At 44.7% G+C, this 25,293-nt stretch carries 17 protein-coding genes and 3 pseudogenes; 6 read left to right on the top strand and 14 right to left on the bottom strand.

The window, feature by feature from the left end:
• The coding region (locus AYW79_RS07005; RefSeq protein WP_197467710.1) for an ATP-binding protein at window positions 1-335 on the top strand (335 nt) is incomplete at its 5' end.
• Between the two features lie 423 nt (window positions 336-758).
• Here the strand turns inward: AYW79_RS07005 and AYW79_RS16385 are convergent.
• The 3 genes and pseudogenes from AYW79_RS16385 to AYW79_RS06995 form a co-directional block, all read right to left on the bottom strand.
• Window positions 759-1,049, bottom strand: a pseudogene (locus AYW79_RS16385) (transposase); the annotation flags it as partial.
• Window positions 1,050-1,380: 331 nt separating this feature from the next.
• On the bottom strand, window positions 1,381-1,650 hold the full coding sequence (locus tag AYW79_RS07000) for a hypothetical protein (protein WP_067563743.1): 270 nt from the start codon (window positions 1,648-1,650) through the stop codon (window positions 1,381-1,383).
• A 307-nt stretch (window positions 1,651-1,957) separates the two neighbouring features.
• Complete coding sequence (locus tag AYW79_RS06995; RefSeq protein WP_067563741.1) at window positions 1,958-2,245, bottom strand: hypothetical protein; 288 nt, start codon at window positions 2,243-2,245, stop codon at window positions 1,958-1,960.
• Window positions 2,246-2,565: 320 nt separating this feature from the next.
• On the opposite strand from AYW79_RS06995, the gene AYW79_RS06990 reads away from it, so the two are divergent.
• On the top strand, window positions 2,566-3,306 hold the full coding sequence (locus AYW79_RS06990; protein ID WP_067563738.1) for an SDR family NAD(P)-dependent oxidoreductase: 741 nt from the start codon (window positions 2,566-2,568) through the stop codon (window positions 3,304-3,306).
• 423 nt (window positions 3,307-3,729) lie between these two features.
• Here the strand turns inward: AYW79_RS06990 and AYW79_RS06985 are convergent, their stop codons facing one another.
• The 3 genes and pseudogenes from AYW79_RS06985 to AYW79_RS06975 form a co-directional block, all read right to left on the bottom strand.
• Window positions 3,730-4,512 (bottom strand): SDR family NAD(P)-dependent oxidoreductase, encoded by a 783-nt coding sequence (locus tag AYW79_RS06985; protein WP_067563735.1) that lies wholly within the window; start codon window positions 4,510-4,512, stop codon window positions 3,730-3,732.
• Between the two features lie 305 nt (window positions 4,513-4,817).
• Window positions 4,818-4,946, bottom strand: a pseudogene (locus tag AYW79_RS16380) (DUF4411 family protein); the annotation flags it as partial.
• A gap of 428 nt (window positions 4,947-5,374) precedes the next feature.
• Window positions 5,375-5,647 carry a hypothetical protein gene (locus AYW79_RS06975; protein WP_067563728.1) on the bottom strand — a complete coding sequence of 91 codons (273 nt, stop codon included), beginning with the start codon at window positions 5,645-5,647 and terminating at the stop codon, window positions 5,375-5,377.
• Between the two features lie 192 nt (window positions 5,648-5,839).
• Here AYW79_RS06975 and AYW79_RS06970 point away from each other — a divergent pair, with 192 nt between their 5' ends.
• Window positions 5,840-7,357 carry an IS5 family transposase gene (locus AYW79_RS06970; protein ID WP_067563755.1) on the top strand — a complete coding sequence of 506 codons (1,518 nt, stop codon included), beginning with the start codon at window positions 5,840-5,842 and terminating at the stop codon, window positions 7,355-7,357.
• A gap of 657 nt (window positions 7,358-8,014) precedes the next feature.
• Window positions 8,015-8,902 (top strand): hypothetical protein, encoded by an 888-nt coding sequence (locus tag AYW79_RS06965; protein WP_067563725.1) that lies wholly within the window; start codon window positions 8,015-8,017, stop codon window positions 8,900-8,902.
• Window positions 8,903-9,000: 98 nt separating this feature from the next.
• On the opposite strand, the gene AYW79_RS06960 is transcribed toward AYW79_RS06965, so the two are convergent.
• On the bottom strand, window positions 9,001-10,365 hold the full coding sequence (locus tag AYW79_RS06960; RefSeq protein WP_067563722.1) for an ISNCY-like element ISAfer1 family transposase: 1,365 nt from the start codon (window positions 10,363-10,365) through the stop codon (window positions 9,001-9,003).
• Window positions 10,366-10,606: 241 nt separating this feature from the next.
• Here AYW79_RS06960 and AYW79_RS06955 point away from each other — a divergent pair, with 241 nt between their 5' ends.
• Complete coding sequence (locus tag AYW79_RS06955; protein WP_231877748.1) at window positions 10,607-11,572, top strand: IS630 family transposase; 966 nt, start codon at window positions 10,607-10,609, stop codon at window positions 11,570-11,572.
• Window positions 11,573-11,869: 297 nt separating this feature from the next.
• Here AYW79_RS06955 and AYW79_RS06950 read toward each other — a convergent pair whose 3' ends face one another.
• From AYW79_RS06950 to AYW79_RS06930, 5 genes are read right to left on the bottom strand one after another with little or no spacing between them, the layout of a single operon-like run.
• Window positions 11,870-12,712 (bottom strand): DNA adenine methylase, encoded by an 843-nt coding sequence (locus AYW79_RS06950; RefSeq protein WP_067563718.1) that lies wholly within the window; start codon window positions 12,710-12,712, stop codon window positions 11,870-11,872.
• Between the two features lie 4 nt (window positions 12,713-12,716).
• Window positions 12,717-17,903 carry a DEAD/DEAH box helicase gene (locus tag AYW79_RS06945; RefSeq protein WP_067563715.1) on the bottom strand — a complete coding sequence of 1,729 codons (5,187 nt, stop codon included), beginning with the start codon at window positions 17,901-17,903 and terminating at the stop codon, window positions 12,717-12,719.
• Entirely contained in the window at window positions 17,896-18,912 is a 1,017-nt protein-coding gene (locus AYW79_RS06940) for a hypothetical protein (protein WP_197460911.1), read from the bottom strand. Before AYW79_RS06940 ends, AYW79_RS06945 begins: the two co-directional genes overlap by 8 nt.
• Window positions 18,912-20,498: a hypothetical protein gene (locus AYW79_RS06935; protein ID WP_067563708.1), complete on the bottom strand. Its 1,587-nt coding sequence runs from the start codon at window positions 20,496-20,498 to the stop codon at window positions 18,912-18,914. The genes AYW79_RS06940 and AYW79_RS06935 overlap by 1 nt, the downstream gene beginning before the upstream one ends.
• Window positions 20,495-21,931: a hypothetical protein gene (locus tag AYW79_RS06930; protein WP_067563705.1), complete on the bottom strand. Its 1,437-nt coding sequence runs from the start codon at window positions 21,929-21,931 to the stop codon at window positions 20,495-20,497. Before AYW79_RS06930 ends, AYW79_RS06935 begins: the two co-directional genes overlap by 4 nt.
• Before the next feature lie 529 nt (window positions 21,932-22,460).
• Here AYW79_RS06930 and AYW79_RS15500 point away from each other — a divergent pair.
• Window positions 22,461-22,614, top strand: a pseudogene (locus tag AYW79_RS15500) (transposase); the annotation flags it as partial.
• An 89-nt stretch (window positions 22,615-22,703) separates the two neighbouring features.
• On the opposite strand, the gene AYW79_RS15825 reads toward AYW79_RS15500, so the two are convergent.
• Together AYW79_RS15825 and AYW79_RS06925 are read right to left on the bottom strand one after the other, a co-directional pair.
• Window positions 22,704-22,856, bottom strand: coding sequence for an ATP-binding protein (locus tag AYW79_RS15825; protein ID WP_197460912.1), 153 nt, complete (start codon window positions 22,854-22,856; stop codon window positions 22,704-22,706).
• Between the two features lie 949 nt (window positions 22,857-23,805).
• Complete coding sequence (locus AYW79_RS06925) at window positions 23,806-25,293, bottom strand: recombinase family protein (protein ID WP_067563702.1); 1,488 nt, start codon at window positions 25,291-25,293, stop codon at window positions 23,806-23,808.

Here is a 25,293-nt window from a genome sequence, read left to right as displayed (position 1 = left end):
TGCAGGAACTTCTACAGGCAGAAGCGGAGTTTCGACTGCCACGCTATTTGAGGAATTGGGACAAATACGACTTGGTCTGCCTCGACGAATTAGGTTACGTTTCCTTGTCGCAGGGCGGCACGCTACTCTTCCAGTTCATTGCGGATCGATATGAAAAGGGCAGTCTTCTGATGACGACGAACTTAGAATTTTCCCGTTGGGTTGACGTATTTCATGATGCGACACTAACGACTGCGCTTCTTGACCGACTCACCCACCATTCGCACATCCTGTTGTTTGACGCAGAGTCGTACCGGTTTCGAGAAAGCCAACAAAGGTCTGGTGTAACAGCCTAGAACAAGAGTTTTTTATTATGCCGGGGTGGTCAACTCTTCAGTTAGCAACATGGTCAACTTTTCGATTGACAAACACAGAGAAAACCCAGAATCGTAGACTGCATAAGGCTTTATCGCGATTTTTGAGTGCGCAATTCTCGGAACTATGCACACGTCCGCAAAACTCGATCTGACAAAAGCGAGGTATCACGTCCAAAGATGTGTGATCATATAGAAGTGTGTACGAATTTCCTGTGAAATATACCTCCATCGGGATGGATAATAATAGGAATGGCTACGCCATAGAAATCGTTTTATTAGCCAGTGATACGCTGGCACGCCTAATTGGCGGATTTAATGTAACATTGTATTATTTCTGCAATATAATATGGGGTATGTGCCATAAAAAGTAGCACTCGTAAGGTCACAAGCAAATCGGTTGCTTCAGAGGCCTCCCGCATTCTGCGTGACAAACGATTCAGTGCAGCCTCTAAAAGCGTGGCAGGTTCTGCCCTCGCACAGACTCGAGCAAGGAAAAAGAGTAAATAACAACGATTGAATCATTCGCTCACGACGTCGTATTTTCTCGTTTAACTGCTCTATATTGTTCGTCGTCCGCAAATTTCGACGAAACGATGCAGGTAATGCCAAGACCGCCTTCGCATCCACAAGCCCTCTTTCCAACACATCGAACGCCTTGGGGCCTTCTCGCCATATTTTTCGAGCACACGTTTTAGTAGCATTTTTGCCGTTTTATCATAAAACGCTGTTCGAATCGATTCGTATTTGAGAGTGAACTTCTTGGGGGATTTTTTCGACGGAGGAACCGTTAGTATTACTCAATTTGACGACGTGAACGAGGAAAAAGCGGAGTAGACTTGGATCTCGCTTCGCTCTCAGACAGTTTCCATATTATCATGCTTCACCCGGAAACTTTATAGCAAGGATCACGACATCATGACCTGATACCTCAAAATAAACCCTGAATTTTCGAATCACAATGCGAGAAATTCCAAGGTAAGCAATTTTAACCGAATAGGAAAAGGCCAGATGATTCTTCGGGTTGTCACTGAGCAAAATCCTTCGAGGATAAAGATGTAAGCAATTCGGACGTTGTCATGACATCTCCTCGTTGGTATGCATTCCGACTACTATGAATCAATTCTCCTAGCTGAGGGTCAGCCTGCACTTCGGAAGCGATGGTATCCACATCATTGGCTTGAAATACAATCGTGACCTGTCCCTTTCCAGGAATGAAGACCTGGCACACAGAGTGCTCCTTGTCTAACTTTTCAATTCGTTCCATCAGTTCATGTGGGGTATGAATGACTTCCATAGTCCCTCTGTCACCTCCTCAATTCCATGCATTCATTATACAGCGATGGGCCGTCACAGTACATGTTCTTAGATGGTCTTCGGGTTCAAAGCAACAACCGTTAAGCAGTCATCATCGCTCGTAATCCATACCCTGAAATAACGCCGGAATGTATGGGCACTGACTCGAACATTGCTAATACTGGCTCACTTCCCGTACTATGCAATTGCGTGAATGAAAGGGTAAGACCCCCCATCGACAGACCAAAAACTAAATTACACGAAGTTATACATAATTGCGGGCTTGACCTTCTAAACAGCCCCCGAAACTACAAGCCAACGGGAGAAGTGTTGCTGAGATTCTCAAACGGATTCATGTCATTTTGATGCAGATGGGATATGGGAGTTAACAGTTCCTGGCGGATAACGCGAATGATCTGGCGAAGCGCGTTATGCAACGCGTCAAGTCCACCTTTATCGTAAAGCGCCATGTACCGCTTGGGTGTGCGAATGGAGAAACGCTTTTGGTCTGCGCCTGGCACGTCACAGGCTCGGCTTGCTGCCTGCTCCAGCTGTGCCTGCAGTGCGCCGTGGTGTCCATCTTCATGGGCGATCAAAAAAAGGAGCCGTAATCTCCTCTGAAATACTTTCGATACGCATAGCTCGGTCTGCCTTCTCATCAACGAACCGACGCCACTTAACACATTGCGGGCTGCAGACACCTCTCGCAAAATCGGAAGCATCGCCTGATAGATGGCAGGACGCCAAACACGTTAGTCTCCCACACCGCGCGAATTTCATTAAGAGACACGTTGCTGGCGCGGGTCAAGAAAAAGCGCCGTATCGAATCACTTTGCCATCTTATCCACCTCGATGATGATTCTGTCGTTACGTTATAATGTGTGTGTGTCAAGTAAAAACGAAAAGGAGCTCGCTTATGAAAGCACTCGTTACAGGCGCAAATAAAGGAATCGGTTTTGAAATCGCTCGAAATCTTGGAAAGCGTGGCTATGACATTCTCGTCGGGGCGCGTGATGAAGCCCGTGGGCAGGCAGCAGTCGAAAAACTTGCCGCAGAAGCCATATCAGCGACGTTCATCAAGATTGATTTGAATGGTCTTGATAGCTTGTACACAGCAGGTAAAATGATTGATTCGCTCGATGTGTTGGTCAATAATGCTGGAATTCCTGATCGTGTCAAGCCTGGGCGCGCGGCGCTTGACCTCACAAAGCACACATTTGACTATACAACTGAGGATTTACGCACGACGATGGAAACGAATTTTCTCGGTACACACGAACTCATGAAAAACCTGCTGTCCGTTCTGACAGACAACGCGAAAATCGTTAACATCACCGTTCCGATTTCGCCGACCGACTTTTGGCATCCCCTGGCTTACATCACGAGCAAAGCAGCACTCAACGTGATGACACTGACTTACGCTTACGAGTTTGAAAAAATGGGCAGCCACCGCCAGATTTTCGGCATTATGCCTGGTGCTGTCGCGACCGACTTGAACGGCATGGAAGCTGGTGCACACGGCGGCTTCGTCAAATCTCCTGAAGCCGCTGGAAAAATGTGTACCGACATTATCCTGTCTGACAAGAATCAAAATGGCCAAATGATTCAGTACGACGGAAAAGTTGTCGCAGATTATGAGATTCAGCTGAGAGGCTAGAAACATCCAGCTCTATCAATGATACGACTTCGGCAAGTAACTTTAGTTACTTAGCGAGAATCTCAAGGCGTGGTATGCGTATTCGGATACCATCAGATACCTTACCTTGCTGTGGTAGAAGTCGAAGTTGTCCTTGGCCGCCTCATACCCCTGGTGATAAATGATCTCCTCAACTTGGCTAAGCGACATGAACCTCGGATCGATGGCTTACAAGCTCTGGTATATCTCCTGGTTCGTAAGCATGTTCGTTTTCATACCCTCGTCTATAGCTCCGTATGCCTGTCAGCTAGTTTAGGAGCGGGTTTGCGTAGCGAGTCTCCTCCCGTGCTTGCAGGAGCGCGCTCTGTTGGCCTTTCATCCCCATTCTGATACCAAGTCACCGTGAGACTCCCACTGGAGACTCGCGGTTCACTACGAGCGGTCTCAGGTTATTCTAATCTTGCTCTTGTACCACTCCGCAAACTTGTTGGCTACAATTCTTTCACCCGTGATCCCATCCGACTGTTCCGATGCCAAAAAGACAATCGGTTCCGCCATCACGTCTGGCCGAAGTAATGGCATTATCAGTTGTGCCTTCAACTCTTCCGGGATCATACCAGTTTCGGTTGCTCCGCCCGGCAGCAACATGTTGACCGTGACCCCATAAGGCAGCAAGTCCTCGGCCATGATGTACGATAGTGATTCCGCTCCGGCACGAGACGGCCCATACGGGACAAAACCACGCCGACGCATCGTTTCGTGGTTCATCGAAATGTTGATAATCTTTCCGTGACCCTGATCGACCATCATTGGCGCAAAGCCACGAGCCACAAGGAAGTATCCAGTCAGATTCGTGTTAATCACATTTCGAAATCCCTCAGACGTTACTTCAAAAAACGGCTGTGGTTCCATCATGAACTTGGGATTGACCGTTCTCATCCCGATCCCGGCGTTGTTTACAAGTACATCCAACTTGCCCCATGTCTTCCGAACCCACCTGACTGCATCGCTTACGGAATGCTCGAATCGCACGTCAAGTGACAGTTTGAACGCATCATATCCGGTTGCTTTCAGTCGCCCCACTTCGTCATCCAGCTTCTCCCCAGACCGAGACGCCAAAGCAACTGATGCGCCGGATTGAAGCAGTGCTTCCGCCATAGCAAGTCCAAGTCCACTCGACGCTCCGGTTACTACAACATGTATCCCCTGCAAATCGATCGATTCCATTCACTCACCCCTGCTTCAAAGCATTCACAATTTTGTCCGCTACACGGCTTCTTCTGCCTTGAAAAGATGTGCTTCAAGACATAGTCGTATTCATAAAAGTCCTGTCACAACATCAGTCGCATGCTGATATGCTTCCCGTGCGGGCGTGTATACGCCGTTACCAGTAGCGATATCATACAACACGAGAGTCTCGATACCTCTCCGCCGCAAATGTAGATCCAAGCGGATTAACCCGTAACTGTCGAAGTCGATAAACACCCATCTTTCATCAGTAGCCGATGAAACCGCTCCATGTTTGGGTAGTTCTATGACACGCTAAACGGCGAAGAAGCGAAACGATCTCCCCGCTCACTAGCCCATTTCGCGAGAGAATCCGCTCCAGCCAAGAGCTCGGTTCGTACTTTATCGACACTGAAGACCTTGCCGTCGGCATTCTCCCGATCTAGTCAGTCCCAAAATGCTGGACAGATATCAAAAAAGGTAACGACAAACGGGCAATCACCACGAATGGCAACCGCCCGTTTGTCGCTTTGTGGCAATGTATCTCATCAAAAATTCCTTGACGAATAGGGCCGAGGGCTTTATTTCATTCCTGGCGCCTTCAAGCCCCGGACCGTAACTCTCTCATCAGCTTCCCAAACGTAATAGACTCGGTAACCAAAGACGATTACTCTTCTCGTATTTGCCCACGACCCGTGGTAATGTTCACGGAGTCCTTCTTCTGACCCGACATTTATCAAGCGGTTCTCTATTTCCTGAATCAGTCGCACCTGAAAATCGGCAGTCTCCGCAACGGAAAACCGCTCACTTTGAATTCGGGATATCTGTTTCAAAGCGGACTGAGAAAAAGTGATTCGACGGGTCAAAGCGAATGTTCCTTTAAGATGTAATCAATCGCTTCCTGCGTTGTATAGGTGCGTCCTTCTTTAATGTCTTCTTCCGACGCTAACAAGACCTCGCGCAATTCCGGGTCGGAATCAATTTCATGAGCAATCTCGTCGAAACCGGAATCGATGATGGACAAGTGCACTTCCCTTCCCATCACATTTGCCACGACATCATTTTGATCCTGGAGTAATTTCCACAAGCTTTCCTGGACAGATGGGTCTAAAGAGACCTTTTTTAAATTACCCATCATCACTCACCTCGTATTTCCATTATAACAAAAAGAACAGCATGATGAATCAGCGATGATTCATCTCTATATAGGGACTGCTGATGGTTTCATAATCACAATAAATACAAGGATTTATGAGGCTTTATGTCGAATCTGTATGCATGGGTTTCTAAGGAGTAGCTGGTTAAATCCTTGCACATGGAGGGCGACATGTACAAATATACAGAGCTTCAATTCGTGATGCCAGACGATTTTTTCCTACCTTTTGGCGGGAAATTGAATAAGGAGAATCGGTGGGTTCAACTCGCTTTCCTCATTCCTTGGTGGAAAATTGAAGCTCACTATGCCCATTCGTTCAAACCCTCTAACACAGGGGAACAAGCCATGTCTGTACGTATTGCGCTTGGTGCGCTCATCATCCAGCAGCGACTCCATCTGAGTGACCGTGAGACGGTTCGACAGATCACGGAAAACCCATACCTCCAGTACTTTATTGGGTTGCCCCAGTTTCAAGAAGAGCCCCCGTTTCACCCAAGCTCTCTGGTTCATTTTCGCAAACGTTTCCCTGATGATGTGATCAACCAGGTTAACGACTGGATCATCGCAGGCGACGATGAGAAGGACGATCCAAAGACTTGTGATGAAGATGGAGGCAGCGTCGACAAGGAAAACGATCATGACAGCGGCATGGAAGCAACGAAAATAGAAGTTGTCCCACCAGCAGAACTAGAACATGAAGCGACCGAGGACGCGCCCAATCAAGGAAAGTTGTTGCTTGACGCCACTTGCACGCCGGCAGACATCGCGTATCCGACGGATCTGTCTTTGCTCAACGAAGCGCGTGAGAAGCTTGAGCATTTCATCGATCTCCTGCATGCCCCCTTGCGTAAAGAGGTGCCGAAACCACGCACATACCGAGAGGTTGCGCGCAAAGCGTATTTGGTCGTCGCCAAACAGCGCCGTGCGAGCGAGCGTACGATCAGAAAGGCGGTCGGTCAGCAACTGCGGTTTGTGGATCGAGATTTGCGCATCGTGGAGAAGCTTAAGGAACACGTCGGCCTGACATCCCTGAGCGCGCGAAACTACAAACTGTTGTTGGTGATCTCGGAGCTTTACCGACAACAGAAAGAAATGCACAGCAAGCGAATCCATCGGATCGAGGATCGGATCGTCAATCTTTCACAGCCGCATGTGCGACCGATTGTGCGAGGAAAAGCGAAGGCTGCGGTGGAATTTGGCGCGAAAGTGTCGATCAGCGTTGTGGACGGCTTTGCCCGAATGGAGAGCTTGCAGTGGGACAGTTACAACGAAGGCACCACACTCAAGGCATCGGTTGAACAGTACCGAGAACGGTACGGCTGTTATCCAGAGGCGGTGTTGGCAGACAAGATCTACCGGACACGAGAAAATCTCCAGTACTGCAAGACACACGAGATTCGATTGAGTGGCCCGGCGCTTGGAAGGCCTGCGAAGGGAGAGCGCAAAGAACAGAAACGACAGGCGAAGCTTGATGCGGCGGAGCGCAATGCCGTCGAAGGAAAATTTGGCGAAGGCAAGCGAATCTACGGGCTTGGTCTTATTAAAGCGCGACTGGCAAACACGAGCGCGACGGTGATTGCTATCCAACTGCTGGTGATGAACCTGGAGAGGAGATTACGGCTTCTTTTTTGTCGTCAATTCTGTCCACTCTTTCTGATCATCCGTGAGGAAACCGGGTTGGCCGTTTAGTGCCGTTAAGCAGTCCCTAATTAAACTCAAAATTCGTTTCTCTACAGATAATCGCTTTAATGTAATCAATGAAAAAAAAGAAGTCATAAGGATCACCTTTTTATCAATTTTTACAACATGGAAGAAAGGCGTGGATGCTCTGTGAAAAAGGGCTCGAGTATTTCGTCGGAAAAAGTAGAAAAATGGCTAAACGAGGCACCGGTTGCCATTATTGTACACCAAGATGAAAGACTATTATATGCCAATTGGGCAGCCATCCACCTGAGTTGAGTCCGTATAATTGGTGTAAATTCAGTGAACGCACTAGTTGACATAATGTAAAAGTGGCACCTCGTCCCTCTTTGGTAGAATGAGTTTGTCAACAACTGATCTACTGGGAGGAATACGAGAATGGTACAGTACAACAAGCACCGGTCAGTGGAAAATTTCTCTCAATTCGCGGTGTCTACTCTATTGACATAATACCACATGCTCCCGCGTCGTACCACAGGATGCGACAAGACAGAGGCAGAGGCCCGACATGAAAAGAGACTATTTCCCCAACTAAGAAAATATAGTAATATAGTGGTGAGCTTTAGTTAACTTCGACTAGTGGAAACGTTGTTCAAAACCGATAAAGGTGACGTATAGAGAGACTGCTGCAAGGAGCGGGACACCATGAAAAAGATACGGGTAGTTGCGGTTTTGGTGATTTGCTTACTGTTAATCGAATGCTTCCCGCCCCAGCCTTCTATAGCAGCATCTCATTATGGCGGATTAGGTAAGAACGCGAGCAGGAAGGAAGTGGATGCTTTCTTAACTGTGGCTCACATGTCAATGTCGCAATTTTTAAATCCAAATGAAGCTTCAACTTTTCATAAAAAATATGGCATGTCCGAAGAGCAATTCCTTCAGACGATACTTTATGGCTATGCTATCATGGGAAAAGTGATATTCCATGTTACCTATCCAGAGGCATCCTTTATTGCAAACGTAAGTAAGGCGGGAGGGTTACGTCCTGTTACTATTAGCGAAGCCTTGGCGGATTGCAAATTCGCGGCGTTAACCGCACTTTCTCAAGCCGCTCCACTAGTATACGCAACTGCATGGGATCCTCCCGTCGCTTCTTTGCCAATAATTAACCGAATTACAGCGTACACCGTGGGTACAGACGGCAATATGTATGCAAGAATATCAATGTCGCACCATCCGCTAAATTCCCGTTGGAAACGCGCGTTTGGTTCTTTTGCAATAGTCTTTTCCTATTACTTTGACGAAACTCTATTTGGCCGCGAGGTTGTCCCTGGGATACCTAGTTTACCGTACCCAATATTTCGGAAAACTCAGCACAACGATTCGATTTCCTACGGTCCAATGCTAACTACAGTGGAATTTAGTGACGGTGTTAGCTTCTCCGGATCTTACATTGGTATTGGGAGTTATGGATACCAGACGCTTATGGAGGTGGCGAGACACCCTTTCCCTTACCTACACGTAATCAAAGGGGACAGCCTCGTGGGATTGCTAAAGTCGTGGAATTCAATTTATAAATCCGTAAAATGGTGAAACTATCTAGTTGCTCCTGAAAAAGTATGAATTTCAAAAATGCATCTTCCTGCCGCACTGATTTTTGGGGGGATTCTCCCCGTTTTTCCGTATTTACCTTAGTTTTGGAGCATCTTTGCCGCCCTTTGCAAGTTATGGGTCAGAATTCCGAATCCGATCCAGCATTTTGAGCCAGCAAATCCCCGGTACCTGCTGCGGTTCAAACCGTACTTCCGCTTGAGAAGGCTAATCTTCGCTTCTCCAGCTGCACGGTAACGCTGCAAGTCCTTGAACCATTTTTCATTTTCATATTCCGTTCGGGCAGCGCCTTTCTTACCTTTTTTTGGTAGGCTGGCCCGTTTAACACCAAGTTCAGTCATCGCGATTTCGTTTTTCTTACTCGAAAAACCGCGGTCAGTGGCTACGGCCTGCGGTGCTTTTCCGAACTGCTTGATGTGCTCTTCAATGGCAGGAACGAGCAATTCATCATCCGACGGATTTCCTTCATACACGGCATAGCCGGTAACGAAGCCGCTTTCTGTCTCGTCGATCCGAACTTTGTACCCGAACTCGGTACCTTTCGCGAGCTTCCCTTTTTTGATCGGTCTTGCTTCCGGGTCAAAGAAACTAACCATGCGATCTGCAATGATTCGGTTACCGGAAACGACCTGCCTCGCTTGATCCAGCAGCTTCTCCGTAAGCTGAACCGCGGTAACGAGACGTTCTTTCTTTTGCTGAACAATGGTCTTCCTTTGGTTTTGTAATTTCTCGATGACGGCATGGGCTTGAGAAACGACGTTTTCGGTTATTTCGATCACGCTTTGCGTAATCTTGTCGACTTCTTCCCATGATTCGCGAGTGCGCCGACGAAGGACCTTGGCAATGGACAGAATCTTTTCTTTGATTTCCAAGGTGCGATCCTCCATTCCTTGAACGGCATGAGAAGCGACCTTACGGATTTTTCGAATGATTCGGCTCATGACTTTTACACCATCTTGTAGCAGCGTGGCGTCTGTCGGGTGATGGATGTCGGATTCCACTACCGTTGTGTCGGTCCGGAATTTACGGGTTTTCAGAATCGCTTTTTCCTCGAGTTGCTTTACCAATGCGGCGTTGACATCTTCGACGATCTTGTTGCCGTAGCGTTTGCGAGCATAGATGAGCGTGGATGGATCCGGCATGAGTTCATCGATTGCGATCCGGCAAAACATCCGCCAGGTGATGCTGTCGCCAACTTCCTTTACCAGCGATTCGTAACCCAAATTGTATTTGTGCTTAAGCACCATGAGACGTACATACTTTTCAATAGCGAACGTGGGACGGCCGCTTTTCTTACCCTTCGGGTGTAGCTTAACGAACGGCTGAAGAAAACGTTCGTCATCCAAAAGCGCGTCGATGATCGCAAGTTCGGCAGGAAGTGCACGTACAGCTTCCAGCAGAATAGCGTCCCACATCGTAAGTTGTACGTCGCGAAGTTTCAACATTTTCTTCACCTCAAGGAAGGATTCCCGAGGCTTTGCGTTGAATTCCTAACAAAAGGAATTCTTCCCTCGGGGTTTGGAACTTTGTTGTCTCGACAATAACAATTTCCATTTTGAGGTGCCGAATTCCTTTTTGTTTTGTCAAAAAATGCCCGACTTTTTCAGGGGTAACTATCTAGTAGATCGATCCATAAATATCGATATTATATGCTGGATATGGAACCTAGGGTAAGGAGGAATCCCTATGCCCTTTCAGCGATCCAAAACCCAACTTGAAATCACGCAGGATCAACATGATGTTCTATCTCGCGTTTCCAGTTCTCGCACCGACCAAGCTCGCCGTGTAGAACGAGCGAAACTGCTTTTGTTGTTGGACGAAGGGCAGCATCCAAACGAGATCGGTAAACAGTTGAGCATGAAGACCCTTAAGATCTATCGTCTGCTGAATAAGGCGCTGGAACTTGGACCGATTGCAGCATTGGATGATCTTAAACGATCGGGCAGACCCCCTGAAATTACGCCGGATGCACACGCTTGGATCACCTCCTTGGCCTGTCAGAAACCAAAGGATCTTGGGTATTCCTATGAAGTATGGACAACGCGTTTATTGAGTCGTCACGTGAGGGAAAAGGCGCTTTATGCGGGGCATCCCAGCGCTGTAAACATTGGTTCTGCAACGATATCCCGCCTTTTGTCAGGGCAGGACATTAAACCGCACAAGGTTGAGTACTACTTGGAGCGGCGAGATCCAGACTTCGATGAGAAGATGGCGCAGGTATTGATCGTGTACCAACAGGTTGAGTGGTGCCTTCAGGATGGGTCTGCTCAAACGCGGGAGATGGTCGTCGTCTCGTACGATGAGAAGCCGGGCATTCAAGCCATTGGCAACACGGCACCAGACTTGCCGCCTGTACCGGGCAAACATGCTACCGTACAGAGGGATCATGAGTACGTACGCTACGGCACGCTCAGCCTATTGGCAGGCATTGATCTCATGACGGGGCGAGTTATCGGGAGTGTTGAGGATCGCCATCGCAGTTGTGAATTCGTAGCCTATCTCAAGAAATTTAATGAAGAATATCCGAACACCGCCAAAATTCAATTTATTTTGGACAATCACTCCGCCCATACCTCAAAAGAAACGAGGGCTTATCTGCAAACCGTGCCGAATCGGTTTGAATTTGTTTTCACCCCAAAGCATGCATCATAGCTCAATATAATTGAATCCTTTTTTACTAAGATGACGAAGAGCATGCATACGGGTCCAATCCAAAGAAGAACTGAGAGAACGCATTCTGCTCTACTTGGAAGAGGTAAATCGGAACCCTGTAACCTTCTGGTGGAAGTATAAAATGCAATCCGCGACCGGTTCCTCTTCGTAATATCATTATTTATGAAATGTTATACTAGTATGCGCGAAAACAGTTTGGGCACGCCGCAACAGGTAAGGAACGTTTCGTATATAGATCACAGCTTTTCTACCATTCGTAACCTCCTCCGCTTGGCTTCACCATACAAATCTGCCCGTCGGGATATTTGTAATAACAATCTCTTTTCCCTGAACGGTACCTCCGGCGTTGTGAGTAATCCCATATTCTTGCATATGAAATCGCTTGTATAAATCCCTGACCAAATTGCATACATCATAAGTAATTATCCAAGGGAACTCTTCACCCAAGTGCCTGATGATAACTCGCTGAAGGTTAAGATGGTCTCCTTCAGTGAAAAAATTTGTATAAAGCTGACTGCCCTTTACAACATATGGTGGATCAATGTTAAGAAACATCGGTGCTTTCATCTTCATCAAACTCATTCTTATAAGATAACCAGCATCTTTGTTGTACAGCTTTATTTTCCCTTTAAGCTTGGCGATTGTCTCGATTTTACTACGTATATCTGCTTTGTTGAAGCGGCAGTCAACCTTATAGGTTCCTGTTTGAGCCAAACCCCCAATAGGTCCGCCTTTAATAACTCCGGAAAAATTAACGCGGTTCAAAAATAGCGTTGCGAATCCATCGCTCAAAGGGTCTGCGTCCACATCTCTGTAATTCAGCTTTTGCCTTTCTCGTTCTTCAATCGTTATCGGCGTATCAGTAATCAAGCGAAGGAGGTTTTCCGTGTCATTCAAAACGGAGTGCCAAAAATGATAAATATGCACATCGAAATCGTTCAGAATGGCCACCTTCACTATGCCTTCGCATAGCAAACCAATCCCTATACCAAAACCGCCGGCAAAAGGCTCGACATAGGTTCTGTCTTCATAGCCATTAGCAATGATTAGGTTCTTAACTTTTTCGTAGATTTTCGATTTTCCGCCCGGATAACGAAGGGGCGAAAGCGACTTAGCCATATTACTACCCCTCGTTCACAAGATTTCTATATGTCATAAACGCATTTGGAAGCCAGTCAGATAAATCGTATGGATAAAGATAAAGTTGGCTTCGTGTGTTGTCTGGCTTCTTTCGCATTGCAGGAATAACCTCAAACGAGATGGATTGGTTCGATGGCAAACCTGAATCTTCGTATATCAGTTTCTGCAATGGGCGAAGATATTCTTGCTGTTCTGCTATATCATAGTCACCGGGCAAATGCCCATATTGGGCGTAGTCGAGCAGTTGCAACCCCAGGTGACGGTCAAATAACTGATGGTGTCTCTGATTCCAGTAATTGTCCAAGCAGTTTCTGCAAGAACATGAGCACTCACAGCCCGTCAGTATAATTCGCGCCCTCTCAAGAACTCTGTCCAAAATCGAGCCAATCAGTGAAGAGTAACCCGCACCACTGGTCAGATTATCATAGAAGAACATCTCTATATGTGAATTCCCGTCAGTCTTGATTCTCGGACGCCAACCTCCGCTAATTTCGTTATAATCGATATCCAAGACAAGTGAGACGGCTTTTTTAAAAGCTTCATGCAGAGTAGTTACGGCAGCACGGAGAATGCTTTTTTCTTCCGCGCTTCTATTCCCAACGAGTTTTGTTGAATCGTAGGATATGTCGAGCATAAACATATCTGTTAGGAACTCATATCCCAAATAGATACCAGGGGCAACCGTCCCGTCATGCCGACAAATCGGATGATTATCATGGTAAGGCTGTGAAAATGAATAGACGCCATTTCCGTTAGTGTCAGCAACTTCTGCTCCGCCGCACTTCTTGCAGACGTTGAAGCCGTCCTTGCCCGTGCCCATATTAACAGTTAATACCTTTCGATCGGGTAGATTGGCAAAGCGTATTTTGCTCTGCCCGAAACTATCCATCCGTGTATCTTCAGGCACATAGGAGTAATACGGCGCTTCGGCGTAGGTATACTGTTCGTCCTCATCCTTGAACTTCACCTCATCGCCTTTCATAGGGGAAAAACCCCAAGGACGCAACATTTTGTTTTTTACAATATCAGACCCGCAATACGGACATTTCGAACGATGGGCCTCCTCCTGTAAGGCAAACCAATTGCACTCGGAGCAGATCAAGATGTCTTTGTAGTAGTCATTATTCTTGAAGTAAAACTCAGCCTGATTCCCTTCAAACCCACGTGGACGGGGATTTGCGTAAATCCCACCGCTTTTGAAGATTTTCTTATCAATGGTAACAAAGCGCCCAGGCGCGTATTCACTGAGTGCCACGGCGATGTCACGCTCGGGAGCATACTGAATTTCTCTTGGCGCATTCTTTCCTCTTTCAGATTCTTTTTCAACGAAGAACTTGACGACATTCTTCGGGAATGAATACGAAGGAATAAAACCCTCTCGGTAAAAGATATCAAACGCCGGTGTCTCATTGTTGTCGTTAATGTACTCGTCACGCCTGCCTTCTGTTAAAACAAGCCCGCATATTTCTCGGAAATGTTCAATCGTTTTGGTTGTTGGCAAACCCGTATCACAACGCGCAAATTGCTCCGCGAATTCAACAAAGTTCTCGCCGTATGATTCGCAGAATGTGATGATTCCTATATCGACGATGCCATCAAATTGACTTCTCATATCTTGCGTTGACATAAATCCATTCAGCACCAACATATTTACATGGCGCTGCTTGATTTTGGGATTGTCTCGGTCTATCCACGGTTTACGCGGAGCCCCTGATATCATCTCATCTGGGTGCTGGAAATAATGGCTGTCGTGTGTACCGCCCGAAGCATAGGTTACGATTGTGGATATCCCCGTATTCTTACGGCCAGCACGCCCTGCCCTTTGCTGATAGTTTTCCCTCATTGGCGGTATATTGCGAAGCCCAACAGCGGTCAAAGACCCAATGTCAATACCGACTTCCATCGTCGTCGTGCAACTCAGCACGTCAATCGCATCTTCGCCATTTTCGCCTGCGTTAATGTCTTGAAACCGCATTTCATATTTTTCTGTACGACTCCAAGTGTCACTGCGAATTTCTTTATGGGAAAGCTGCGCAGTATGTTCCTCAGTATCAATGGTGTGAATACTCTCGATTTTTTTCAGTGCGTTCAGAACCGGAATTCGCCAGAAATCGAAACGGGCAAGTTCGTTTTTTCCAATGGAAACCAAGTCAACCGAATCAAAACAAGCACCACAGTAATTTCCAATCTTGAACGGTGACATTTTACCGCATTTGACGCAACGGTACCATGTAAAATCTGCGCTTGCTAACTCAATCTTCACTGCGCTCAATTTAATGTAAAACCGATTCGTGGACGATGAAGCAAAAAACAAGTCACGAACTTTTTCAACAATCTTGCCCATTGAACTGTTATCAAGAGCAAGTAACTCCTGAATGCGCTGAAGTAGTGCCTTGTCTAGGGAAGTAGAAAAGTCATAACTCAAACCAAAAACCTGGCCTTTGCTCCGCCCAGGCAATCCTTTTCGAACATCATCTTGAATGGTCTCTCCCAAGGCGGCACTGTCGTCCATAACATCCCAAAACATCAGGACAAGTAACTGATACAACATAGTATTACCAATACTAATCTCGGCATCTTCTAAGTCATACAAGCAATCATCCAGAACTGCGGAAACTGGCGCCAAGAAACCAATTCCAATATCCTTAAACGAACGCGGACTTTCTGTAAAGAATGTAAGTAGTTGCTCGTAATATTCATCGGGCAAAGAGCGGTATTCTGACGAAAGAGATGCATATTCAACGGCTCGACCACGTTTTTCTGCCCGTGATTTTGAGGCACCAAACTTGCGTTTATCGTCAGAAAATTTTTCCTTGCTCTTTCCGCTAAAGAAAGTAAGGTTGTACTGGATACAAACATCTAAAAACGCAGGGTACAGGTCTGCCAAAGAATGCTCTTTGCCATTCACTTCCAACAGCAGCGACGCAAGCATCACCGCTTGACGGAAAGCATCTGCATCCGACGATTTTGAGAGGTCTAATGCAAGTTTGGCCGCGTTCTGGCGCGAGTCTGAGAATAACAAGACCTTTTTGCCTTGATTGATAAGGTCTGATTTTGGAGACTGAAGTTCAAACTGAGCCTTTGTGAGATTATAAAACGGTATATTGCCCTTTGTTGACAAGTCAACAGGCTTCTTCAAGGGCATCGGCTTTTTGCATTTGGGGCATACCCCGAAGTTGTAGACTACATGAAGTAAAGACTCATCGTCTTGTGGAGTTAAATACAGCTTACCCGTTAGGGGGTCGAGCGCCCCAATCTTGTCTTTCTTCCCCTTTTGATAGTTTTCCGGAATCACATATAGCAACATTTCTTTAAGCGAGCCGGCATCTCCGCTTAATCCGCGTTGCGGGAAAACATACCAGAATGGGCGCCCTTCGTTTTTCTGAACGTAAACTCTGAAATAAAGCGCACCGCACTTAATGTGGTTGACGAGTTCGTATACTCTGCCGCCGCATTCACACTTGGCCTTTGGAATAGAGATTACTCTTCCAAGTGGTAGTTTCTCACTCGCTGAGTGCTTTGCAGAAGTACACTTAGGATTGGAGCAAGCGTAAAGTCCTTGTAAACCGCGAAGGAACATATGTAGCCTGACAGGGAACAGAATAGTGTCATCTTTTGCAGCCAACGAAACTAATGCCAACAGAGCGTCAAGAGCCTTTCCGCTATTGGCTTCGCTTCCAAAAAGTGCATTTCTAATTTCGTTGTAGGATTTCGCACCATCACGGCAGAGTTTATTCAGATTAACAAATGCCTCATATTTCGGGAGATTGTCATAAAGCCATACTTTGGCGTCGCTTTGACTTATATCTGAAGGCAAAGCCGTTTTGAACACGGACGACGCAAAAGCGACAATCCGTTTGGTTATTTCATCTCCTTGGGCTTGGTCAGAACCTATCGAAGCCAATGAATCGATATCCGTTCTTACTTCTTGCTCGTCTGGTATCTGTTCTTTTGATCCGAAGATAAATTCGCTAGAAGCAGAATCTTTCCCTGTTAGCCCTGTGTAGAAAGCATTAATTGATTCTTTCTCGTTTTGCGGCATACTCGCTGTCGTTAGGATAAATTGAACCCTTTCCGCAGAAATGGCTAATCGATAGAACAGTCTTTCCAGCAGAAGAGCAATTTCTCCACCGGCAGAACCACGGTACATATGTGCTTCATCCAAGACAATAAGAAGTCTGTTGTCCGGTGAAGCGTCAAGCCATTCCTTTGTTTTGTCCCAAATGTTAGCTTCGCGTTGCCGCATAAGCATATATTCCAGCATTGAATAGTTGGTAATCAGGATGTCCGGTGGACAATTCTGCATCTCAAAACGAGTAATCAATTCTGCGTCGTATTGTGACGGCCTGTGTATGTTGCGTTCGAGATTCTCGATAAAAATGCGAAGCCCGTCTTCTCCAAATCTGGCTGGGTATTTATTAATGCTTTTTAGTCCCTCAATGTTGTTAGCTTGCCTTCTTTGTTTATTTGCATCAGCGGTTTCATCGATCAAATAATTGTCACGGAAAGTCCTAGCCAGTTCTCGACTACTTGCCGGTTTCATATCTCCAGAGTAAGGCGTTCTGCCTGTGTACATGCCAAAATGAGGTATGCGCGTTGCGTGTGTATCTCGCGTAAAAATATCCACAAATTCTGTGCTACCGATGATTTTTCTAAAACGAGCCAGTTGGTCAGAGACAAGCGCATTCATGGGATAGATTATGAGAGTCCGCACAGCTTCGTTCCTGAAAGTCTTCGGGTGATTCTTAGCTTCATCAAAACATTTCGCAATAATTGGCCAGAGAAAGCACTCGGTCTTACCTGAGCCAGTACCTGTCGAAACAAACAAGTCCCGACCTGCAAGGAAGCACTCCAGTGACATAACCTGATGCTCAAAGGGGTCAGGAAAGATGCCGAGTCCGTTAGAAACCAATTTGATCAAAGACTCTTTAACTCCTTGCTCAATGCGTGAAGAGTTTTTGATACCATCTTGTATTTTCTTGTAGGAGGCAGATGTTTCAATATATGGTTCACGCGCAATGTTCGTAGATTCAGAACTCAACTCGCCGAGTAGGTCATCGACATACAGCAATAGTGTTTCGCTATTGGCCAAGTAATCTGATTTAATGTAGTTCTTTAGCCTATCTCGAATAGCCTGATAGTATTCACGGACACCGCTAGGATTATTCATTCGTTTGTCCTCCCTTAATTTTTATGCCCATGTTCTCAAGTGCGTTGATTGCTGGTGGCAGTAAGTCATTTCTTATTATAAAATTCACCTTGTCGAAGGCGTTGTTTTCCGGCCACGACATAAGCAACAGCAGGTAGTATTCGCGGTTTGGCAAGTGCCCTCCCACTCGGATTTTCGAGTACAACTCGTCAAATTTTGTGATTGTAGCTTTCAGGGGATTGTCGTAATGCGTTTTCAACGCGAAGTACAACCGCCTATACTCATGCGAGGTGAAGCTGTCATTTTGCTGCTCGACTGGTTCATCAGCAAAATGAAACGTATCGTCAATTCTCATAATTCGGTAGAACGGTCCCGTTTCAGTTTTTCGTGCTACGGTACAATCCGTCTCCGGCTTCTTGCGCCATGACATTGACGGAACATTATTTGACTTTGGATTGAAAAATTCTAAATCGGTTAAGCTAATGTCTCTTTCGTAAAAATCAATTGGGTCAAACCGTGACCAAAAATACTCCTCACTCGTTAGAGTGTCTCTAATCAGAAAGTCTTTCAAATCAACCAAATACTCCGTGGAGTTTGCATAGACCCCAAGTCCATTGACCTCTATAGTTGTATTGGGTAATCCAAAGAATAGCGCTTTGTCCCCAATTTGAATACTTCTACCGAAGTCTGCTATTTTATTATGATTATCGACATGCGTCAGCAAATACCCTGTTTCCTCGTACGCCCTACGAATGCTGACAGCAAGACTTGCTTGCTGTTTGCCGATATCAGTAAATCTGTGAGCAATGTAAGGGAATAACTCTGTGAACCTTGCCAATAGGCCATTAAGCACAATCGTCTGATTATGCTTAGTTGTGCCAATAATATTGCCCAACGAGTTTCGCGCAGTAGTCAGGCACCATTGCCCTAACGCTGAGTAGCAGAGTCTATAAACAAAGGACTCTTCGGTTTCATTGCGGAAAGGTGGGATGCCCATATCAATAGACATCGTGCTCAACAAGTCATTCATCACGCAAACCACCTCTTGAACAAATCCTTATGGGAGCATCTGCCTCCATCTCCAGCATACTTTACTAACCGCTCAGAAGTATTAAACGGAGCAATCTGAAGAACATCCACGCAGTAAGGGAGAACATCAAAAGCCAATAAACGGGAAAGGCTCATTTCATCAGAAACACGAGCGCTTTTGTATGCAGACAAAGCACCACGTATACCGAACTCATCAAGCAATTCTCTCAACAGCTGTGACCACCGTGAATCCGGGGTGAATATATCGTTAGATACTTCAGTTTCATCTACGATAGACGGGTCCTCTGACAATTCCTTATTAGCAGTAAATTCCTCAATGCGGTTAAGATTTAAGTAATGACAATATTTCATTAGCTCATTTGGGACATAGCGGAGCGTTCGGTCATAGGCGACAGTTAAGAAAATAACCTTATCTTTATGCCTATCGCTAATTGTTATCAGAGTCGTTTCATTATAATTTCCAATAAAATTATCCAAGCAAACAATGCGCTTGCTCCGCGATAAGAAAGAATCAATTGCTCTTTCTGTTATATCAGAAGCAAAAACCAGCGTTGGCACATCGGTCGTATTGATCAGTGTATTTGACACACATTTCATTAGGGACATTCCTGTGTTTCTGCTCACAATAACAGGCTTCCCTTGAAACAATACCTCACCCAGATAATCCTTGAGGAGGACGTAATAGTCAGCATCTGTTGGTACACCAAGGTCTTGCAGGTTATATCCCAAATAATCCTTAAATTCGTCAATGTCTTTTGGACATCTTGGTTTTCGAAAGACCTCTTGCTCGATATACTCCTTTGCCCGTTGTTTCTCAATGCTCTCTCTGATTTTCTCTTTAAGATGATGTTGCTCGTCTCTCGCAGAAAGCAACTCACCCTTTAGCCCTTGTATATAGACCTCACGCTCTTGCGCTTTCTGCTTCAATCTTTCAATCGCCTGTTCTAGGGACTGGATAGTCTCTTTCAGATTTTCAAGGCCGGCACTGGTACGCTTAAGGACCTCTATTTCACCAATACGTTCACTCAGTTTTTTTCTTGTTTCATTATATTCTGACTGAACGCGCTCAAATTCTGCCTCAACACGTCTGACCTCAGAAGACTTATCTTTGAGGACAACCTCCATACGCTTGCGTTCCTTTTCGGAATCCTTGGTTAACTTTATGCTTGCACCGAGTATTGCGATAAACTCTTCAGAATGCTCTTCACCCGTCAGCTTAAAATACAGTCCAATCTTGTCAACAAAGAAACAGTGCGGCAAAACTTGAAGCCAAGCAGATTCTTTGCTTGCGCCAGCGGCCATTTCTTCAGATATGGACGTGCCTATATCGTCAATCCACTGGATGATGTGTTTTTCTATGAACGACGAGATAAAGTGCTGATTGCGGCTTCTAAACAAAACGCCACTAACTTGTTCTTGGCTCTTCAGGCTTGTAGCCCTGAAACCAGGCATGACCTTTCCAAAATCTTTCGGATAGCGCTTGAAGTACAACACCGACTCTCGAAGCGGTAAAACAGAGCAAACATATCGGATTTCATCTTCTGTCATCATAGGAAGGTATTTCATATACGCTCCTCCTCGATGAAGCATTTTGCCGCAGAGTTTATCAGTTCTGATTTTTCGCATGATTCGATGTACTGAAAGGCGGTTTGACTAAGTTCAAGCGATTCATAGTCATCCCATTTAAAGGTTTCCTTTCTCTTATAGTACATAAGAAGGTCTTGAAGCAAAAGATCTCCTGCCAATGCATCATGACTTGAAGGAGTAACGCACCCATCAAGATACCCAAATGTAAAATGCCTTATTTCGCTTTCTGGGGTCAGCAAGACAGCCATACCTTTATTTAAGTGTGAAACACCTGAACGGTTGAATAAAAAAGTGCTGTCATCCTGCACAATATAAGTTCTTGAAACTTTACGCGCCACAGGAATAGCTGAATAAGAATCCGATGCCTGTTCACGCTTTTCAATCATCAGTTCGGCGTTTTTCCTATACACCTTCGTCCTGGACCGAACCGGTACTTTTGAAATGCCGTCGGCGATCTTCTTAAGGTCCTGCGAATGAGCATTTATGTTACCCTGCGCTTGCAGTTCAAAAGTTGAGAACAGATATGCACTGTCAGCATTAACGAGTATTGATTCGTCAACAAGTGGCGAAGGCGGCCATAACAGTGTTAGCTCTTCTGAGAATTCTAACTGATATCCCCAAGACAACAATAATGAATCAACTTGTGCAGTTTTCGAAGTTATAGTCAAAACCTTTCCTAAGAATTTTCTGCCCATGGTTTCAAACTTGAAGGAACTTTCAATGTTGATTTCATTCGGCAAGTGAACATTTCCTGGAACCCAATACTGACTCTGATATACTACAAGGTAAGGGATGTTAGTATAGAGAACAGAACTGCGAACCAATTTTGCCCTGTAATCTCTATCCCCAATTTGCATCTTAAAAAAAGTGGGTGCACCATTTCTAGCATTATTGAAAACCTCGTATTTTCGCTTAACGTCATTCAGTGTATTAGATAAAAAATAGTTGTATGAAAATTCTTCTATAGGTATCATTCTCTGAACATCAGGGCTAAAGTTTCTGCCATTGATGCGCAATGAATAGAATGCGGCCGCATGTGGCATGGTTCTCAACTCAAAAGTAGTAGACCGTAGTTCGTAATCGGAAATCTCGTCGTCACTTAACCGTAACCCAAGATAAAACATCTTTGTATTGTTATCAAAGTAGAATTCGGCTCTTTCGCTTTTGCTTTTTCTTGAACGTGCATCCGTGCTAAAAGCACGATACTGCCCAAGATAATACTCGCATTCAACATCACTATTCCCGCTGCGATGTCTGAAATGCGGAACCATACTATTGCTTCCCACCGCAGCAAATCGAACTTCTTCGCCACAATGTGCGCACTCATAACGATACGGTTCAAAACTACCAGCTTTGGTAGCTAAATCCGCAGATACTTCGGATTGCAAAAATGTATCGTATGCTTTTCGCATTTCATAATGTTCCTCTCAATAAAATGAAGTTTCATAGATGATATCAATTAAGTTGATGTATATATTCGAACTTCTTGACAGAATCAGGTTTATCATCTAGCCCGTCAAACCCGAATGGAACGTCAAGCAGCTATACATGGTAAAGAGCACTGTCTTAAATAAGTTAAATGACATTCGCATGAAATCACACACTGAAGCCCAAATCATCTGACCCAAATGATGTAAGACCCTTGCTTTCCGTAACCGTCCAATTTGTACTGAACCACATCGCGACTACGCAACTTTATTGTGAGGAGTACTGCAAAGTTATCGTCGTGAGTAGAGAATACTATTCGTCAGAATTATGTCCGGTATTATGTGTAAAAGTGCGCAAACTCGAGGCTGTCGAGACTCTATTAAATAAGATGAGCCATTCGATTTCCTCTGGTAGAATAGTTGTGTCAAGCACTTATTCACAGAAGAAGAATCCATTGGTCTCAACCATAGTTTACGATAAATCTCGATCTATTGCAGTCCCTTTTTCAAGATGATCAAAGTGTTGGAAGAAGGATTTAGGATGCGATTGCGGTCTTGGCATTACCCGCAACTTTGGGTCGGAAGTTGCGAACGACGAACAATGTAGAGCGGTTAAACGAGAGAATTTAATTCGCCGTCGTGAGCGAGTCATGCGCATCTTTCCCGATTGAGAACCGATGCTGCGGTTGTGTATTTTGTCAAGCTAAAATACCCGTTATTGTCATTGGTAATTCTCCATGCCCCTGACAGGGAATTTTTAGCGCTGTTTCATCAGCGCGTCCTTCATGTGGTAACTCACTCCTCCGAAATTTAACAGGTGCCCATGATGGACCACACGGTCAATCATCGCTGCCGCCATCTGGTCGTCCGTGATTACGGAGCCCCACTCATCCAAAATGAACAGTTGCATGCGTCCAATCTCCTTTAAAAGTCGTTCCAGTCGATGGTTTCGAAACTTCGGAAAACCACATTCTGCTGAGCGATACTGCGAGGACAGCGGAACTTCCCTGGGGTCAATGGAGCTAACTCCAATTTATCCTTACGGCCGAGCATAGTTGTAAAAAAAATATTTTGGCGTTTATTGTCTTATCCGTTAATCTCCTGCAATATATTGTCATAACCCCGATTATTTTCGCAAATCGAACCGTATATTTATACAAATATTCCATACCTATCTCATTATTATCGGAATAAACGGTCAATATACGGCTTTTTTGATTGGTCGCTAAACCGAAACATCCGATTGACTGAGCGATCACCCCAAAACGGAGGTCCTAAGAATCCCGCTAATACAAGGCTTTCTCAAGCCTTTTTTTCGGTAAAGTACTTGTCTAAGGATCCTTAGACAAGTACTTTACCGAAAACTAAATAGTTATATTGGGCACTAACCCGAATTTATCACAGAATATTAAGATCAAAATATCCGCGAATAATTATGCATTTTAAATTTCAAAAGATCGACGAATTAATTGATCGCAAATATTATAATTATTGAATATTTAACGTTTTATGACTTTTAATCGTTCCCATCTATCTGCTACGTTTTCACCTTTTCATCTACCGAAAATATGAATAGGTATGAATATTTCCCTTCGTTATGTATCATCATTTTCTTCTTCTCGTAAGCATCACATAACCTTGACATCGTTGAGCATTGCCATTCGAGACGTCAAATAATATGCGTAATTCATCTAAGCTTTTAATTCAGATATAATTTATCGTTTTTAATAATTTTGTTTATTATTTTAATTAACCTTGAGGCCTACCTTATTTGCAATTCGCATGGAATTTTTTCGGTTTACGAAATGCCGTGTTCAAAATGTAAATGATTATTTATTCCAATAGATGACCTTTCAAATTCATAAAGTTTCTTCTGATGGCTTCATTACTTTATTATAGTAGATAAATGGGGTTTCGCGGTATACAATTTTAGGCGTAAAACCCCCATTCGCGTTTTTACGAATTTGAACTTCCTCCACGATCTGAAATAAAAACGTTCGACGCTCCGTCGTATTCAAACTTTGTATATCGATCTTGTCGCCAAACCGTGTTTTCCAGATCACATCTTCTGTAGAAAGAAACAAAGAAATTTGTGTTTTTAACTTCTCCTTATCATTGATTAATTGATGTACAGCCTCAATTGAATCATTTATTTCCGGACTTAGAGGTGTATTTTTCGACTCAGCTTCTGCGTATTGCAGATATTTCCCTTTAGTCGAAATTTCCTTTTCCAGTGATTTAATCCAATCCTTCAGCATGCCACTAGCTTGTCGCACAAAATCATCGGGATGAATTTCCCAATCTTTAGCGATCATTTTAACAATTCGTTCCTCTACGTCTCGAGAATCCATTCGATAACCACAACTTTCGCACGAATAGTTTGCATATTGCTTTTTTGCCTTTCCTGGCGTGTAATTTTTGTGATTGAGTATTTCAAAACAATGGCCACATTTAAGCAAGCCCTGTAAAATATATTGTGAATTCATTTTGCGTTTAGTTGTCTTTTTTTCCATTTTTAATTCTTGTACCAAGGCCCATAAATCTAAAGGTATAATAGGCTCATAGATAGCGGGAAACAACGAAATCTGCGTGGAATCGCTTCTTGCGCCATTTCTCCGATTTTTCCGCACGTACCATTCGAGATCCCCAACGTATACTCGCTTTGTTACGATCATATTGATACTGCTAGGGGCCCATAAGCCATTGGATGGCGATGGAATTTCAGCTCGGTTTAGATATTGAGCAATCTGCTCTTCAGAGTACCCGTAACTCGCCATATGGAAAATAAAGTAAACTATTGGCGCCTGATCATTATGCACCAAAGTATTTCCTTCTTTAGTAAAGCCATACGGCGCTTTAGATCCAGGTCGAACCGGCTTATTTTTTCTCAAGGCATTCTTTTGAGAATCCATGGCACGCGATGATTTTTTCGTAGATTCTTCATTGGCCAGCAATAGCTGCAACATCGTCTCAAAATCATTCGGATCCCAAGCTTTTTGAGTTGAGCTATCAGTGCTATAGAATATAACATCAGATCTTAATTCTTTTATTTCAGAGAAAACATCATTCACAAAATCATCGATTTGCCTTGATATTCTGGATTCGTCATAAAATAAGACAACTTTAATGTTATGATCATTGATCACGCGATCTTTCAAACGTTTCATTGCTAATCTTTCCTTGGCGTTATATGCATAGGCACTCACTGCATCGTCAACATAAAACTCAACAATTTCGACGTTAAAACGTTTAGCAGCATCCTTTATTGACATCATTTGAATCTCAATCGAGTGGTTATTTTCCTGTTTTGCATCTGATCTCCGACAATACCCAATCGCTTGCTGCAT

The sequence above is a fragment of the Ferroacidibacillus organovorans genome (assembly GCF_001642725.1).
Taxonomy (GTDB): domain Bacteria; phylum Bacillota; class Bacilli; order Alicyclobacillales; family SLC66; genus Ferroacidibacillus; species Ferroacidibacillus organovorans.
Note: the sequence above shows the minus strand (reverse complement) of the source record. Positions and strands in the feature narration are given on the sequence as shown.

Excerpts from the sequence above, each read along its gene's own strand:
- AYW79_RS06965 (WP_067563725.1), top strand. The coding sequence starts at position 8,015 with ATGAAAAAGATACGGGTAGTTGCGGTTTTGGTGATTTGCTTACTGTTA.
- AYW79_RS06975 (WP_067563728.1), bottom strand. The coding sequence starts at position 5,647 with ATGGGTAATTTAAAAAAGGTCTCTTTAGACCCATCTGTCCAGGAAAGC.
- AYW79_RS06935 (WP_067563708.1), bottom strand. The coding sequence starts at position 20,498 with ATGAAATACCTTCCTATGATGACAGAAGATGAAATCCGATATGTTTGC.
- AYW79_RS07000 (WP_067563743.1), bottom strand. The coding sequence starts at position 1,650 with ATGGAAGTCATTCATACCCCACATGAACTGATGGAACGAATTGAAAAG.
- AYW79_RS06930 (WP_067563705.1), bottom strand. The coding sequence starts at position 21,931 with ATGCGAAAAGCATACGATACATTTTTGCAATCCGAAGTATCTGCGGAT.
- AYW79_RS06970 (WP_067563755.1), top strand. The coding sequence starts at position 5,840 with ATGTACAAATATACAGAGCTTCAATTCGTGATGCCAGACGATTTTTTC.
- AYW79_RS06985 (WP_067563735.1), bottom strand. The coding sequence starts at position 4,512 with ATGGAATCGATCGATTTGCAGGGGATACATGTTGTAGTAACCGGAGCG.
- AYW79_RS06940 (WP_197460911.1), bottom strand. The coding sequence starts at position 18,912 with ATGAATGACTTGTTGAGCACGATGTCTATTGATATGGGCATCCCACCT.
- AYW79_RS06955 (WP_231877748.1), top strand. The coding sequence starts at position 10,607 with ATGCCCTTTCAGCGATCCAAAACCCAACTTGAAATCACGCAGGATCAA.
- AYW79_RS06990 (WP_067563738.1), top strand. The coding sequence starts at position 2,566 with ATGAAAGCACTCGTTACAGGCGCAAATAAAGGAATCGGTTTTGAAATC.
- AYW79_RS06960 (WP_067563722.1), bottom strand. The coding sequence starts at position 10,365 with ATGTTGAAACTTCGCGACGTACAACTTACGATGTGGGACGCTATTCTG.
- AYW79_RS06925 (WP_067563702.1), bottom strand. The coding sequence starts at position 25,293 with ATGCAGCAAGCGATTGGGTATTGTCGGAGATCAGATGCAAAACAGGAA.
- AYW79_RS15825 (WP_197460912.1), bottom strand. The coding sequence starts at position 22,856 with ATGCAACTGTTCATTTTGGATGAGTGGGGCTCCGTAATCACGGACGAC.
- AYW79_RS06945 (WP_067563715.1), bottom strand. The coding sequence starts at position 17,903 with ATGAATAATCCTAGCGGTGTCCGTGAATACTATCAGGCTATTCGAGAT.
- AYW79_RS06950 (WP_067563718.1), bottom strand. The coding sequence starts at position 12,712 with ATGGCTAAGTCGCTTTCGCCCCTTCGTTATCCGGGCGGAAAATCGAAA.